The sequence below is a fragment of the Mycolicibacterium aurum genome, from assembly GCF_900637195.1.
GTDB classification, from domain to species: Bacteria; Actinomycetota; Actinomycetes; order Mycobacteriales; family Mycobacteriaceae; genus Mycobacterium; species Mycobacterium aurum.
The window spans coordinates 5,460,039-5,475,739 of record NZ_LR134356.1; the positions used below are offsets into that span (position 1 = coordinate 5,460,039).

The 15,701-nt window shown below is 64.8% G+C and carries 12 protein-coding genes, 1 tRNA gene and 1 pseudogene; 11 read left to right on the forward strand and 3 right to left on the reverse strand.

From position 1 onward, the window contains the following. Positions 1-20: 20 nt before the first annotated feature. The 3 genes from EL337_RS25850 to EL337_RS25865 all read left to right on the forward strand — a co-directional run bounded on the left by EL337_RS25850 (position 21) and on the right by EL337_RS25865 (position 2,418). On the forward strand, positions 21-995 hold the full coding sequence (locus tag EL337_RS25850) for a metallophosphoesterase (protein ID WP_048633975.1): 975 nt from the start codon (positions 21-23) through the stop codon (positions 993-995). Next, positions 992-2,089, forward strand: a complete 1,098-nt coding sequence (cds1, locus tag EL337_RS25855; protein ID WP_197724152.1) for an L-cysteine desulfhydrase Cds1 — start codon at positions 992-994, stop codon at positions 2,087-2,089. Before EL337_RS25850 ends, cds1 begins: the two co-directional genes overlap by 4 nt. A gap of 255 nt (positions 2,090-2,344) precedes the next feature. Further along, positions 2,345-2,418, forward strand: a tRNA-Pro gene (locus EL337_RS25865). A gap of 228 nt (positions 2,419-2,646) precedes the next feature. Here EL337_RS25865 and EL337_RS29335 read toward each other — a convergent pair. Next, a pseudogene (locus tag EL337_RS29335) lies at positions 2,647-2,916 on the reverse strand (site-specific integrase); the annotation flags it as partial. 443 nt (positions 2,917-3,359) lie between these two features. On the opposite strand from EL337_RS29335, the gene EL337_RS25880 reads away from it, so the two are divergent. The 3 genes from EL337_RS25880 (at position 3,360) to EL337_RS25890 (ending at position 6,143) form a co-directional block, all read left to right on the forward strand. Further along, positions 3,360-4,115, forward strand: coding sequence for a hypothetical protein (locus EL337_RS25880; RefSeq protein ID WP_126316690.1), 756 nt, complete (start codon positions 3,360-3,362; stop codon positions 4,113-4,115). 141 nt (positions 4,116-4,256) lie between these two features. Further along, entirely contained in the window at positions 4,257-5,240 is a 984-nt protein-coding gene (locus EL337_RS25885) for a DUF6602 domain-containing protein (protein WP_053086849.1), read from the forward strand. A 477-nt stretch (positions 5,241-5,717) separates the two neighbouring features. Further along, a complete protein-coding gene (locus EL337_RS25890) occupies positions 5,718-6,143 on the forward strand; it encodes a PPOX class F420-dependent oxidoreductase (RefSeq protein ID WP_048634025.1) in 426 nt (141 codons plus the stop codon). A 12-nt stretch (positions 6,144-6,155) separates the two neighbouring features. Here EL337_RS25890 and EL337_RS25895 read toward each other — a convergent pair whose 3' ends face one another. Then, complete coding sequence (locus EL337_RS25895; RefSeq protein ID WP_083443179.1) at positions 6,156-9,515, reverse strand: bifunctional diguanylate cyclase/phosphodiesterase; 3,360 nt, start codon at positions 9,513-9,515, stop codon at positions 6,156-6,158. Positions 9,516-9,730: 215 nt separating this feature from the next. Between EL337_RS25895 and EL337_RS25900 the strand changes: the two genes are divergently transcribed. From EL337_RS25900 to EL337_RS25910, 3 genes are all read left to right on the forward strand, one after another. Continuing rightward, positions 9,731-10,015, forward strand: coding sequence for a hypothetical protein (locus EL337_RS25900; RefSeq protein WP_083443180.1), 285 nt, complete (start codon positions 9,731-9,733; stop codon positions 10,013-10,015). 3 nt (positions 10,016-10,018) lie between these two features. Continuing rightward, a complete protein-coding gene (locus EL337_RS25905; protein ID WP_232786860.1) occupies positions 10,019-11,398 on the forward strand; it encodes a hypothetical protein in 1,380 nt (459 codons plus the stop codon). Positions 11,399-11,505: 107 nt separating this feature from the next. Continuing rightward, a complete protein-coding gene (locus EL337_RS25910; RefSeq protein ID WP_232786861.1) occupies positions 11,506-12,138 on the forward strand; it encodes a hypothetical protein in 633 nt (210 codons plus the stop codon). On the opposite strand, the gene EL337_RS25915 is transcribed toward EL337_RS25910, so the two are convergent. Next, on the reverse strand, positions 12,125-12,916 hold the full coding sequence (locus EL337_RS25915; protein ID WP_048633976.1) for a hypothetical protein: 792 nt from the start codon (positions 12,914-12,916) through the stop codon (positions 12,125-12,127). The genes EL337_RS25910 and EL337_RS25915 overlap by 14 nt on opposite strands. A gap of 98 nt (positions 12,917-13,014) precedes the next feature. Between EL337_RS25915 and EL337_RS25920 the strand changes: the two genes are divergently transcribed. After that, positions 13,015-14,658, forward strand: a complete 1,644-nt coding sequence (locus EL337_RS25920) for an N-6 DNA methylase (protein ID WP_048633977.1) — start codon at positions 13,015-13,017, stop codon at positions 14,656-14,658. Further along, complete coding sequence (locus EL337_RS25925) at positions 14,648-15,631, forward strand: hypothetical protein (RefSeq protein WP_048633978.1); 984 nt, start codon at positions 14,648-14,650, stop codon at positions 15,629-15,631. The genes EL337_RS25920 and EL337_RS25925 overlap by 11 nt, the downstream gene beginning before the upstream one ends. Positions 15,632-15,701: the final 70 nt, after the last annotated feature.

Below are 15,701 nucleotides of genomic sequence, written 5' to 3' on the forward strand. Positions count from 1 at the left end.
CGTGGCAGTAGGCTGGGCAGATGCCTGCTGTGCCTTCTGGTTCACCCGGTTCAATCCTCAAGACGGCAGCCGTCACCTCGGCCGGCACCCTGGTTGCCGGGATCGGTTATGCGTCACTGATCGAGCGCAACGCCTTCGTGGTGCGCGAGACGACGATGCCGGTGCTCTCTCCGGGGTCGTCTCCGCTGAAGGTGTTGCACATCAGCGACATCCACATGCGCCCCTCGCAGCGCCGCAAGCAGGCGTGGCTGCGCGAGCTGGCCGGCTGGGAGCCGGACTTCGTCGTGAACACCGGCGACAACCTGGCTCATCCCAAGGCCGTTCCGGCCGTCATTCAGGCGCTCGGTGACCTGCTGTCGGTGCCGGGCATGTTCGTCTTCGGCAGCAACGACTACTTCGCGCCGAAGCTGAAGAACCCCGCCAACTACCTGACGAATCCGTCACACCGGAGCCACGGCGAGCCCCTGCCGTGGCAGGACCTGCGGGCGGCGTTCACCGAGCGCGGCTGGCTGGACATGACCCATACCCGGCGCGAGGTCGAGGTGGCCGGGCTGCACATCGCGGCCGCGGGCGTCGACGATCCGCACCTCAAGCGCGACCGCTACGAGACGATCGCCGGGCCGGCGACGCCGGCCGCGAACCTCACCCTGGGATTGACCCACTCCCCCGAGCCGCGGGTGCTGGACCGGTTCGCCGCCGACGGCTATCAGCTGGTGATGGCCGGGCACACCCACGGCGGGCAACTGTGTCTGCCGTTCTACGGCGCACTCGTGACCAACTGCGAACTCGACAGGTCCAGGGCCAAGGGACCCTCGCGGTGGGGCGCCCACACCCAGCTGCACGTGTCGGCTGGCCTTGGCACCTCGCCGTTCGCCCCCCTGCGGTTCTGCTGCAGGCCGGAGGCCACCATGCTCACGTTGGTTGCGGCGCCAACCGGCGGCTCCGAGGTGGAGTTCCGGGCCGGGCAGTCGCATCCGACCGTATCGGCGCGGTGAACTCGTCGGGCCCGTGTCGCCAGTCGCGGGCATGGGTGGACAACGCGGTTCGGTTGATCGAGGCCGACGCGCGCCGCAGCGCTGACACGCATCTGCTGCGCTATCCGTTGCCGGCCAGCTGGTCGACCGATGTCGACGTCGCGCTCTACCTCAAGGACGAGACCACCCACATCACCGGCAGCCTCAAGCACCGGTTGGCACGGTCGCTGTTTCTGTACGCGCTGTGCAACGGGTGGATCACAGAGGACACCACGGTCATCGAGGCCTCGTCGGGTTCCACAGCGGTGTCCGAGGCATACTTCGCCGCGATGCTGGGCCTGCCGTTCATCGCGGTGATGCCGGCATCGACCAGCCCGTCCAAGATCGCTCTCATCGAATCCCAGGGCGGCCGTTGCCATTTCGTCACCGAGTCCGCTCAGGTCTACGACGAGGCGCAGCGGCTGGCCGAGCAGACCGGCGGCCATTACCTGGATCAGTTCACCAACGCCGAGCGCGCCACCGACTGGCGGGGCAACAACAACATCGCCGAGTCGATCTTCGATCAGCTTGCCGAGGAGACCCATCCGGTGCCGGAGTGGATCGTCGTGGGAGCGGGCACGGGCGGCACGAGCGCGACCATCGGCCGCTACCTTCGCTATCGCCGTTACCCGACGCGACTATGTGTGGTGGACCCGGAGAACTCGGCGTTCTTCCCGTCGTACGAACGCGGCGACTCCGACGTCGTGACGGGTATCTCCTCGCGGATCGAGGGGATCGGGCGCCCGCGTGTCGAGCCGTCGTTCCTGCCCGGCGTGGTGGACCGCATGATGTGCGTTCCGGACAACGCCTCGGTGGCGGTCGCGCATCACGTCAGCAAGGTGCTGGGCCGACGCGTCGGACCGTCGACCGGAACCAACATTTGGGGGGCGTTCGGACTTCTGGCCGAGATGGTGGCCCAGGGGCGCAGCGGCTCGGTGGTGACGTTGCTGGCCGACAGTGGCGACCGCTACGCCGACACCTACTTCTGTGACGAGTGGCTGACGAGCCACGGCCTGGCGCCGACGGAGTCGGCCGGCTCACTCGCCGAGTTCGAACGGTCCGGACGCTGGTCCTGACCGTCGGAACGCCGCGTGAGCGGACCGTCGGAGGTCAGGAACAACCAGAGTGCGGCCAGCGCGAAGAAGCCCAGGTAGATCGATGCGCCTAACCCAGTCATGTCACGCCTCATTTCGCTCGAATGTGTCTTTGTAGTGTGCATAACGCCACCGACAGCCCAGATCCTTCCCTCGGCGTGTCACCGGACGGATTTGGCGGCCGCTACGCGTTTGGCTTCACCGGTGCCCGGTGCGATAGGCTGTCGTGGCTTCACTCGGGGTGTGGCGCAGCTTGGTAGCGTGCTTCGTTCGGGACGAAGAGGTCGTGGGTTCGAATCCCGCCACCCCGACTCGCAGTGATTCGCAGAGGCCCTGATCCGATCGATTCGGTCAGGGCCTTCTTGCTGTTCAGTCCGCAGTTGGTGCGCAGCAGATTCGACCAGATTCGACGAATTCGCGAGCGACTTACTTCGGGCGGCGTCCAGGGCCGCAGAGACATACTCCAAGTCGTCCGGGAACAAGTCTGCGTAGGTGTCCAGGGTGAGGACCGCCGACGCGTGTCCGAGCATCGTCTGAACGGCCTTGACGTTGGCGCCCGCGCTAATCGACAGGGACGCCGCAGTATGGCGAAGGTGATGTGGAGTGACGGTGGGGAACGCTGAGTCCCTCCTCCGGAGACGCTTGACGGCCGCGTTGAAGACCCGACCATCGACTTCACCGATAGCGGGATCGGCCAGCCCACACGCTGAGGCTCTATTCGCGATACGGGTAAACGGCTTTCGCGAGGTCTCGGGCAGCTTCGAAGGTGGCGCGGTCGAGTTCTTTCCGTCGAGCGCGTTTAGCAACACTCGACAACAAAATTCTCATCGCGTCGGCGTTGTGAAGAGCCAGTTCGACTGGATCGCAAGCGGAACGGATGTCTGGCGCAGGCACCGCGGTTTTGTTGCGCGGTTCTGCCCCGCCAGCGCCAGCGCGCGGGACCTCTACAACGCGGATGGGTTCTCCATACCGCTCTGCGGCTGTGCGCGCGGCCGAGGCATCCCTGCGGCAAGTGTCGGAACGATAGCGGCGGGGACGCCCGCGTCGAGGAGCCAAATCAGGATCCAGCATCACCGCGTCGCATCTGATGCATCGATTCGGATCGAAGTTTGAGCTTTCGGCCGCCGTGAGCGACAGGCGATCAGCGTCCGCTGGTACGAGATTGTTCGAGTTCGCAACGTTCACCTGGCTCGCCAGGACAGTTTGATGCGTGCTCGGTGCGCTGGGGGTCGCGGGCTGATAATTTCCGCTCATGAGTCAGGTGCCGGCCAGGGGGCCGACGCGGTCGGGGGCGAGGCTGCGGTTGAGGCCGGGAAGTTCCACGCTGCCTAACGCGACTACCGCGAAGGTGGCAGAGGCGAAGGGAAAGGACCGAAGTTACCGGCTGGCGTTTGGAAGCCTGCTCGTATCCGTCGTAGTCGCTATTGCAAGCCCCCTGTCGGCTTGGGTGATTGCGAAACAGGGATATAACGCCTCATCAACCCAGGCAAGAGACGCGTTCCTGCGGGACCAGCAGATGCTCGCATATCAGACGTTCCACGCATCGGCCAGCGCACTCTTATCGATGGACCAAAAATTCTCTATTCTTGTGCACAGCGATCTTCCCGATCCGCAAAGTCAGTGGTCGGATCCGCACGCGGAAGCTACGTACTTGATCAAAGAATTCGAAATTTTGCGATACGATCTTCTTGAGAACTTACAAAAGGTGAGAAACGATCTCGTATTTGTCAACATGGTAGGAGCGACGGAAGTCGTCGAAGCCGCGGTGAAGTTTACTAATCTGTTTCATGGCGAAGAGTCCGTGATGGTGCAAATGCAGTCGATTGTCAATCGAATACCGTTATCTTCGCCGGATGTGCGCGCATATCTTGGCGTCTCGCACCCGGACAATTTAATCCATGGTTCCACTCTATGGAGAGACGCCGAGAACCTATTGCTTCGAGAGTTTGTGGACGCCGTTCGAGAAGCTTATGGCCAAGATCTGGTCGGTACCGTGCCTCGGCTGTGACTTATCTCCGTAGCCCAAAAAGGTTCGACGGCCCACAACGGCGCACAATGGCATAACGGCCGATACGCGGAGGATGGCTGAGACTGTTGAGATGGGTGACCAGATCCTCCGAGATAAGGGATACGGGGAGGTCTAGGTTCGATGACGAGCGATGATGCTGTCCAGCACGAGCTGCAAGAGTTCCTTGCGCAGGACCGCGCGGAGATCGCTGCTGAGTATGAGCGGATTTACCGGCGGACCGCGGAGGACCCGGGCACTGCTGGCGATCAGGGCGAGGAGAACTGGGCTGCCCTGCTACGAAATTGGTTGCCGCCGAATTATCAGGTAGTGACCAAGGGCCGCATTATCTTTCCCGACAAGGAGGCGTCGCCGCAGGTCGATATCTTGGTGCTCCGTGGTACGTATCCTCCGAGACTGGTGAGCAAGAAGCTTTACCTATCGACGGGAGTGATCGCCGCCTTTGAGTGCAAGAACACCCTGAAAGCTGCCCACTTCACCGACGCGACGGAGACTGCGCGGTGGGTGAAATCGAAAGCGGCGAAGCGTTACGGCACACCTTACGACGAACTTCATTCGCTACCGATCTATGGGCTGCTGGCGCACAGCCATTCTTGGAAGGGTGTGGCGTCGACTCCGATAGACAACATCGACAAGAAGATGTTGGAGGCGGTTGATAGCGTTGAGCATCCGTCTCAGTTGATCAACATTGTGTGCGTCGCTGACCTTGGAACGTGGACGTTGAACCACTTTACGCAGGTACCGCACCTCTATCCAGCTGAGATCCAGGAGCTACGGGCTGTTGGCGGGCATTCGCCGAATTCTGGCACGATGACTGGCTTTTGCCGTTGGGGACTCGACAATACTGAACAGGTACCGGGGGCTGAGCCAAATCCGGTCGCGGTGTTGGTATCAGATCTGATCGAACGAATCGCTTGGGAAGACAGGGATCTTAGACCTATCGCTGACTACTTCCGGATGGCGGGCGTGTCAGCTACCGGAACAATCTTGGGGCGCGAATACGCCCTACCGCATGTGTTCAGCTCATCAGTAGCCGAGCGGTTGGAGGCAATGGGTCCTACGTCGGGCTTGGAACACCTGTGGGATCCGTGGAACATGATGCAGTGAACAGTCTAGGCGCCTAGTCTTCGCGATTCGTCGTTGCAGCGTCTTACTTTCCGGACGTCGGAGAGTCGGTATTCAGGTACGTCTTCGTCGGTGCGGCGGTGGATGCCGCGGCGGCCGTCTGGCCGTAGGTGGCCGGCGGGGCGCAGTTTTCCGTCTAGCCGCACCTGATCACTCTCAAGATGGCAGTCCGCACGCAGTCCGCAGTTGAACAACCGCACCCCATACGCAGCCAACGCTGCCGACAGTCCTGAGCAGCGCGGATGCATTCGTCCGACGCAACCGACTCAATCAAACGCGCTGGTGTCGTGGTTCGGGACGAAGAGGTCGTGGGTTCGAATCCCGCCACCCCGACTCGCAGTGATTCGCAGAGGCCCTGATCCGATCGATTCGGTCAGGGCCTTCTTGCTGCGACGGGCGCGGTTCGGGACGGCGCAGCCTGGGCATCCCACGCGGACACCCCAGACTCAGGAGAACCAGATGCCATCGCCATTGTCCGACGACGCCAAGAAGATGTTGTCCAAGCCCAATCCCGCCGTGATCAGCACCGTCCGCAGCGACGGGCATCCCGTCACCGCGGCGACGTGGTACCTACTGCGCGATGACAAGGTGCTCGTGAACATGGACGTCGCCCGCAAGCGTCTCGACCATCTCCGCAAGGACCCGCGGGTCTCCCTGACGGTCATCGACGGTGACGACTGGTACACGCACGTCACCGTGATCGGACGCGTCACGCAGATGTACGACGACGAGGGCCTGGCCGACATCGACGCCCTCTCCCAGCACTATCAGGGCAAGGAGTACCCGCAGCGGGACCGGCCGCGGGTCAGTGCGCTGATCGAGGTCGACCGCGTGCACGGGTGGGGCGCGCAGAAGAACAACGACCAGCCCGACGGTCGCGGCTGACGATTCAGCGGATCACTCGGGCCCGGCGCCCTCCGGTGATCGGGACCCACTCCCGTCGGCCCGGCCGAATGTCGTGGACATCTGGTCTTCGCTGACGGCACGTCCGAACAGGAAGCCTTGGCCGAGCTCGCACCCCCACTCGACCAGAAGATCCCATTGGTCGCCACGTTCGATCCCCTCGGCGACGACGGTGAGGCCGAGACTCGCACCAAGACTCACGATCGCCTTTGTTATTGCGTCGCAGCGCGGATCCCGCTGCAACCCGGCGATGAACTGCTTGTCGATCTTGAGGATGTCGACGGGGAGGTCGACGATCTTCACCAGACCGCTGAACCCCGTGCCGACATCGTCGATGGCGATGCGCACGCCCTTGTCACGAAGCCGGTCGAGGTCGGCTTTGACCGAATTCGCGACCAGACCCGCATAGGTTTCGGTCATTTCCAGCACGAGCCTGCCGGGATCGAGCCCGGTCGCGGTCAGTGCGTCGTGGACATCGGTGTAGAGATCGCCTACCTCCAGTTGCCGGAAGGACACATTGACGTGCACAGCAGCGGTCGCCAACGGGCCGGTCCAATGTCGGGCCTGTCGGCACGCTTCGACGAGGACATGACGTCCGATCGCCGGCATGTGTCGGGACGCCTCGGCAACATTCAAGAACTGATCCGGGGTCAGGAGCCCCCATTCCGGATGTTCCCAGCGCAGAAGCGCTTCCGCTGCCACGCAGTCGCCGGTCGAGAGATTCACGATCGGTTGGACGTGGACGACGAGCTCGTCACGGGCAAGCGCCCGATCCAAGTCGGAGACCAACCGCACCGCGCGCATCATGGCGGCCTCTTGCGAGGGCCTGCCAGTGTTCACCTGGTCCTTACCGCCTCGCTTGGCCTGGTACATCAGCTGATCCGCGCGATGCAGTAGAGCTTCCGCAGTGGTGCCTGGATGCGACGTGGCCACCCCGGCGCTCATGGAGAGTTGTTCGTAGGTTCGCCCATCGGCCAGGGTGACCGGACGACGGACTTCCCTGCGGATGCGTTCGGCCACGCTGTGCAGCTGGGCGACATCAGCGGCGCCAGGGCAGAGCACGGCGAACTCATCACCGCCGACCCGCGCTGCTGTGTCGCCAGGTCGAATCGCATCCCGGATCCGCCGAGCGACGATCGCCAGAACCTCATCGCCTTGAGCATGCCCCCAGGTGTCGTTGACCGCTTTGAAACCGTCCAGGTCGAGGAATATCAGTCCCACACAGGACTTTTCACGCTCTGAGTGTGCGAGCGCGTGCTCGATGCGGTTCATCAGCAACACGCGATTGGCGAGTCCCGTCAGTGGATCATGCAGGGCCAGATGCTGCAGTTCGGCCTCGGCCCGCCTGCGACCGGTGATGTCTTCGACCAAACAGATTCCGTAGGGATTGGACCCAGGCGGAGCGACAATCGACGCAGACACTGCACCCCAGACTGTGCAGCCGTCGGCGCGCTGGAAGGCCATCTCCGCTTCGCAGGGCTGGCCGATCTGGAGGCTGAGGAGCTGTTGTAATCCGCCTGCTCCCACACCCGCCTGGTCGCTACCCAGGTCGGTGACAACCAACTCCAACACGTCGGTCGGCTCGCGACCCAGGAGGTCACCCAGCGCCTGGTTGCAGCGGGTGATGCGGCCGGCGCGGCCGGGCATCACCTCGAACATGAACATGCCCATCGGGGCGGTGTCGAACGCGAGCCTGAAGCGCTCTTCACTGTCCGCCAACGCTTTCTCGGCCGACTTCCTCTCGGTGATGTCCATGGCCACTTCGATGTATCCGATGCATCCGCCGTCCTCGTCGGTCATCTGTGAGACGGCAAGGCTCACCGCCGCGTGGGTGCCGTCGCGTCGGACGAACGTCCATTCGCTGATCTCAGCTCGCTCCGGGGTGACGTCGCGGACGAAGACGTCGAAGCCCGGGGGTATGCCCATCTCCGTCGCGCGGGCGCACACCTCGGGGTAGTAGTGGAAATCCATCGGCGTTCGGCCGAGCATCTCCGCCGCAGTCCACCCGAGCAGTCGCTCCGCACCGTGGTTGAAGACCGTGATGTGTCCTGCCGGGTCGGTCCCGACGATCGCCTGCTCGGATGCCGCCTCCAGCACTGCGGCAAAGAGGTCGCGCGCCTGACGAAGTGCTTGCGCATTCTTGCGCTGCTCGGTGACGTCGCGAAACGCCATCACGGTGAATCTGGAATGGCGTGACAGTGGTGCCGTGGTGAGCTCCACCACGCGGGATTCGTCGGCGACGACGACGTCGCGCGGCAGATTGGGTGCCGTCTCGCCGGCACCGACGACCATCGTGTCCGCGTGCGACGCCGCGACAACCTGTTGGGCCACACCCGAATCAGCGGCCCGCGCATTCTGTAGGACGACCTCGCGGCCCGGGTCGACGAGGATCACGCTGTCATGGATGCTGTCGAGCACGGCGCCCAGAAGCTCGGAGTCTTGGTCCGCCTGATCACGCGCGTCCTCCAGCTGCGCGATCAGGCGCGCGCGAGAATCGCGAAACAGTGAGAGGGCCAACACGATCAGCGTGAGGCTGCACACCATGGCTTGGGCCAGCAACGCCCGCGCCTGAATGTCGGGGACGATGAACACCCCCCTGTTCGAGAGGGTTGCGAAAATGATCCAGGCGCCTGCCACGGTCAGGAACACCGTGCTGACCGTGGTGCTGTACCGCAGCGCCAGCCACATTGCGGGAACCAGGGTGAGGAAGGCCAGCGGCACACCGATGTTCAGCCAGAAGGTCCACACGTAGACGAACACCGTGCCGCTTCCCACCACCAGCGCTTCGACGACTCCCAGCGCCGACACCTGTGGCCGTCGCCATCTGACGTCGCGAAACCGCAGCCACACCGCCACTCCGAGAAGCGCCGTCGCTCCGTTGCGCACAGCGAAGAGCGCGAACGTCTCCCAGACGGGCGCTCCTGTGACCGTTGTGAGGAAGGCGGTCGCCAGGACTGCGGCGCAACAACTTCCGGCGGTCACCGCAGCGACAAGGCGCGCCAGGTCAGCGGGGTCACGAAGGACGATCTCGTCTCGGCGGTATGTCAGTATCTCCACCGCCACCGCGGCCAGCGTGACGTTGACCAGTACGAACCAAGCTCCGAGCAGCGGCGACGCGCCCGTCAGGATGTTCATGACGAACGTGAGGATGGCCAGCATCGACACATGAACCGCGCGCTCGCGCGTCCCACCTGGTCGTACGGTGATCAACCAGATCACCGCCACCGCGGCCGCGGGCCACACCAGCGCGACCTCCCCGCCGCCCAGCCGGGTGGCGCGACCGGCAACGGTCGCAAGCGCATACGCCAAGGGCAACACGAAGTACAACGTCACTGAGCGCGGGACTCGACTCATTGAAAACACCACTTCGGGTACCTACAAGCTTCTCGATCAGCATGCAGCCGCGTTCACCTGTTCGAGCGTGAACGGCGGAAATGCTACTCAACGCACAAGGTCGACGCCGAGGTCACGGCTGGTCGCCGGCCGTCGAATTGGTGCTCAGGCCCACCCGGTGCCTCCTTTAGGCTTTTCATCGATGTCCGGTCACTCACGTGAATGGAGACCTGTCAGTGCGCGTTGACCCCGAGATACTGCGCGCCTTCGCCGGCCAGGTGGATATCGCGTCGGGGCTGATTCGCGAAGCTGATGTCGGCACCACGGTGGCCACTGCCGCCGACGATCTGGACGGCGCGACTACGCAGTGGGCGGCCCGACTGGTCGGCGCACATGTGAAAGCGGTTGCCGACGAGATCGCCACCAGCGTCGGCGCCATGGGCGCAGCGGTGCGTGGCGCGGGCAGCGCGTACGAGGTGACCGATTCGGAACTGGCCGGCAGCTTCAACGGGATCTTGTGAACAGTGTTGCCCACCCGATCCCGGCTGGAACGCTGGAATCCCGACTCCCTGAGGTTCACCGGCCGTGCGGTGAAGGACAGTGGCCGGACTGTCGCCCATGCCGTCACCGCGCTGAGCACCAACGTCACAACCATGCCGGATACCAAGGCATGGTCAGGCGATGCCCACACAGCGGCAACCACGATGTTCGACCGGGCAGCAAAACAGACGGAGGCATTCTCGGCGTACACGTCCGCGCTCAGTGGCGTCCTGATCGCGGGTGCCGGCACCATCGGCGACGCCCGCACGGCACTGCTGGACAGGGCCGATCAGATCGACATGACCGGCCAACTGCACGTCAACGAGCAGTGGGTGGTCCTGATCGCCGGTACCAGGATGACGCTCGACGAGGCCGCCGCACTGGAGAAGCGCGCCCAGGCCGAACAGATGACCGTGAACGGACTGCTGCTGAAAGTGGGCGCCGCCGACGACGACACAGCCGACAGTCTGGCCGCGGCGGCGATGCCGTACGGAGTGGACATGCCGGGCACGTCCGATCCCAACGACCCGTTTCGCATTCCGACGTCGGGGTCGCAGAGACCGGGCGACGAAGTCCCCAATCCGTCCAACCCCGTAGGCATGATGCAGCAGGCCGTGATTCGAGATACCGACATGGCGCAGACGGTCCGCGACACCAAGACCGAGACGAAGTACGACCCCGCTACCGGCGAAGAGATATCCACGACGACAACGATTTACAAGCAGGACGGAAGCAGGCATGTCACGACGGTCAATGCCCGCCCCACCTTCTCGGATCGTGGGCCCACCACCACCGAAACCCACTTCGACAAAGACGGTGACGAGATCTCGGAAACCAGCTCGTTCACGTTCAACGACTTCGGCGACCACGGGATGGAGAATGCGAACGTCACCACGGTCACGTTTCCCAATGGCACCGTGACCACGCTTATCGAGTACCCGGGCGGCGGCAGAAGTGCCACCGTCCAAGTCCCGGGTCGTCCTCCAGCAGACGTCCCGCTGGAGCTCTTCGACAACCCTGCTCTTATGACGGGCGAGGCTGCCATTACGGGGTTGGAGTCGCAAGCCCCAAGAGGCTTTCCGATGCTCAGCGACGACGCGGCGGAGCGTGTGCGGATCGGCGCCAAGTACGGAGGCCCTGCCCTCGGCATTGCGACCGCTCTGTGGGACGTTGCCGTTGCGGATTCCGGATTCCAGCGATGTGTCGCGACAGCTGAGGGAGTTACGTCTCTCACGACGGGCGCCCTTGCGGGCCTGGCAACATCGGAGATGGGGCCGTGGGTGGCTATCACGGCCGCCATTGGTGCCTCCGAGGGCGGCACGGCTCTCGGCAACTGGATCGGCAACACGTTTTGCCCGCGATGAACCGTTCTGCACGTCCCATCGTTCTGTCCGTCGCACTCGCGGGATTCGGGGCCTTCGCCAGCGTGTGGGTCGTCATTTGGCTACTTCGCGGGAGCTACCCAACGGCATTGATCGTTCTTGGGCTGGCTATTTGGGCGTTCGGTTTTGCCCTGTTCTTTCTCTGTACGACCTTGGGAGCAACGAAGCCACGGATAGAAGTAGACGAAGCAGGCACTCTGCTTCGTCCCGGCACATTCGTCGACACCGTGTTCATAGTTTCAACTGTCGCGATAACTATCGTTGCGGCGCTCTATCTCATATTCTCTCCGCTCGGCATGATCGACTACGTCCCGACGGGGACCCCACGCCGAAGTGCCCCCGTCGGTTGCATTGTCCTGCTGTTGTTCGGGGTGCCAACCCTGTTTCGGACTCTCAAGCACAGGGGCTCAGGGCATCTGCATCTCGGTCCAGCCGGCTTTGAAGTCTGGAACGCCCAGTGGGGCTCCTTCAGGCACGGCTCATGGGAGGACATCGAACAGATCTTGGATCAGCCGCTCAGAGGCCGGAAGCCGCCCAACGGTGTCGTCGTGTTCGTGTTGGCCGGCAAACGCAGCGCCACACTGATGTCTGACGCTGTCACCGACGACAGCGATGCCCTGCTCGAGTGGGTCAGATTCTACTGGCAGCACCCCGAGCACCGAGACGAGCTCGTCGATGACCGCGCCCTGAGACGTCTCAGCGACCAGTTCACCACCGACTGACGTCGGCGACCAGACCCTCGATGCAGGCATTCAACATCGGGACATCCAGCGGTTCAAGGTATCCGGAGTCGTCAGCCTCATAGAGATAATCTCCATCGGCACGAACCTGGACCCACCGCAGGATCGGACGCGCAGAATCGGTACCCCAGTACAGCGCCGGCTCGTGCCGCGACTGCACGGTCCCGGTCGCCACGATGTCTCGGACGTCGACAGGCACTGCCGGCTGTCGAGGCTCAAGCTGGGTGATCGATAAACCGAGGTCGTCGTACGCGTCCGCACCACCGCGCGGCTCCGGAAGATGATCTCCGCCACCCGTCACCGCGATGCGGGGATGACCACCGGCGCCGACCAGCCCGACCGATTCGGCTACCACCGCACCTAGCAGCGCGGGCGGCACAGTGTAGATCTCGACCACGTCGACGCCATCGCGATCTCTCTCCTGGACCGCCGCAAAGCCTGCCTCCGCCGCCCGCAATCCGTGCAACCGAAGATCGGGCGTGCTCCCGTCGAGGTGATGCACGTGGCATTCGATGCACACGTCGGGCCGCACAAGAGCTTCGACCCAGCCCCGGACGTCACGCAGATCCCCGTCGTCGAGCCGACTCTCGATCGGTGCTACATCTCTGGTGGCGAGCCACACCGACCCCACCGGTCGGCTGCGGCCCAGGGGAAACGGCAATACGTCGAGGCCGTACAGCTCGCAGACCGACTCCAGGTCGACCACGGCAACCCTGGCCACCGGCTCGAAGGATTCCCCGAGACCGTGCCCGTACGTCATGAGTTCATTCTGTGGGATCGGCGGACCAGTAGAGCGCGGAGATTTCACGGTCGGCGGGTCAGCTTCGGTCTGTCGGTGCGCTGCGGCACGATTGGCGCATGCTCCCCGGTGACACCTCCTCGCTGCGCAAGGCGCGTGGGGCGTTTTTCACCCCGGTACCGGTGGCGCGCTTCGTGGCCGACTGGGCGGTCCGCCATCACGAGCACGCCGTCCTCGAACCGTCCTGCGGCGAGGCCGTCTTCCTGCACGAGATCGGCCGCCGCGGCGGTCACGCCGGCCCGCTGGTCGGGGTCGAGATCCACGCCGAGTCCGCCGCGCACGCCCAGAACAGCCTCCGAGCGGGGGGCATCGAGGCCACCATTCACGCCAGGGACTTTTTCTCCCACGCCGAGTTCGGCGTCTACGACGCCGTGGTCGGCAACCCGCCCTACGTCCGCTACCAGGACTTCGCCGGGGAATCGCGGGCCCGCGCCCGGGAGGCCGCGCTGCGGGCGGGCGTCACGCTGTCCAACCTGGCGTCCTCCTGGGCGGCGTTCACCGTGCACTCGGCGCTGCACCTGCGACCTGGCGGTCGGCTGGGCCTGGTGCTCCCCGCCGAACTGCTCAGCGTCAACTACGCCGCCGGCGTCCGGCAGTTCCTGATGGACCATTTCGGCGCAGTCAGCCTGGTGCTCTTCGACGAGCGGGTGTTCCCCGGGGTGCTGGAGGAAGTCGTGCTGCTGCTGGCCGACGGCTACGCCCCCGAGGGCGGCCGAGGCGCCGAACACATGCAGTTGTCCCAGGTGCGCGACGCCGACGGGCTGGCCCAGCTGACCGGGTCGCGGCGGTGGATCCCACCCGGCAACGGCGCCAAATGGTCGGCAGGCCTGATGTCGCCCTCCGGTTTCCAGGCGTTCGACGGCGTGGTACGCAGCGACGCGTTCACGTTCCTCGAAGCCTGGGGCGACACCACCCTGGGCATGGTCACCGGCAGCAACCGCTTCTTCACGCTGTCCCCCGCCAAGGTCCAGGCGCTCGGGCTCACCGACTCCGAGGTCGTTGCGCTGTCGCCGCCCGGCTCGCGCCACCTGCGCGGCCTCGGTCTCACCGCCCAGGCCATGCAGGCCCTCGGGGCGGCCGGGCAGTCGACGTACCTGTTCCGGCCGGCGGGTGAACCGTCGCCGGCGGGCTGGCACTACATCCGCTCCGGCGAGGATCTCGACGTGCACCAGGCCTACAAGTGCCGCGTCCGCAACCCGTGGTGGCGGGTGCCCTACTTGCGGCCGGCTGACCTGTTCCTCACCTACATGAACGCCGATACCCCGCGGCTGACCACCAACCGCGCACGCGCCCACCACCTCAACTCGGTGCACGGGGTCTACCTGCGCGATGACCTGCGGCACACCGGAATGAACCTGCTGCCGCTGGCCGCCCTCAACTCGGTCACCCTGCTCGGCGCGGAAACCGTCGGTCGCGCCTACGGTGGCGGGATGCTGAAGATCGAGCCGCGAGAGGCCGACGTCCTGCCGGTGCCCGCACCGGAGCTGGTGCGCCGCAACGCCGAACAGCTTCGTCAGATACGGCCCGCGGTGGCGGCCCGGTTACGGGAAGGACGGCTGCTCGACGCGGTCGCCCTCGTCGACGACGTGCTGCTCACCGCCACGTCCACCATGACCGAACGCGCGCTGCGCGCGGTGCGCCGCGACCACGCCAGCCTGACCGCGCGTCGCACCGCCAGGGGAAAAGCCAACGGTGCCAAGTAAACCCAGCGCGAAGGCACTGGCGTGGCCGCTGTTCGACGCAATCGTCGACCAGTCCCCGCTCTCGGCCGTCAACCCCTGGCAGCCCGATGCGTCCTTCGCCCCTGACTACGACACGCTCCGCAAGCTGCTGGCAGTGCCGATCCTGCTGGGCGCCGAGAGCCGTTCCGGCGTTCCGGCGCTGGCTGTCGACGTGTGGGTCGCCTACGAACTGCGGCGGGCCGGGCTGGAACCGGACGCGGTGTGGCCGCGCGCGGAGCCGCCACGGGTCGTCGACCGCGACGTGCTGGCGTTCGTGAGGTCGATCCCGAAGTCGGCAGGCCGCGACGAGCTGCTGTCGAGGCTCACCAAGGGCACGGGCGGCGTCGGTGCCGCATCGGCCAACATCGCGGGCAAGAACTACTTCAAGCAGGTCGACGTCATCATGTCGTCCTGGCAGACGGGGCCCGAGCTGCTCATCTCGACCAAGCGCATGGACTCGTCGTTCGGCAAGAACGCCGCCAACCGTGTCGAAGAGTCCTACGGCGACGCCAAGAACCTCGCACTGCGCCACCCTCTGGCAGCCCTCGGCTTCATGTACTCGCTGCGGTCGACGGCCTACACCGAGGAGCGCCGACAGTTCGACTGGATCGTTGATCTGCTGATCAAGCTGGGCAGGGAAGACGACGCGTACGACGCCTGCGCGCTCATCGTCCCCGAATGGGATGGCGCCGCACCCCCGGACCCGGTCCATGAACCGGACGACGCGATCCTGGACCTCTTCGACGTCGACATCGAGGATGTCGATGAGGAGCCGACGACCGATGTGTCGGCCCAGCTGGCTGCGCTGCCGACGGTGACGCTGCGCAGCGACCTGGTGCCCGACGAACTGAGCCCGGCCCGATTTTTCGCGGTGATGCTGACGATCATGTTCGACAATTCGAACATCACACAGCACGAGGAGGCGCGCCTGCGGCGCAGCCAGGCGGTCGGTTAGACCGCGTCACCCCTGCCCTGAGCAACGCCCACGCGGTGTCACCGCGTGCTCCGCGCACAATCCGTCGCGG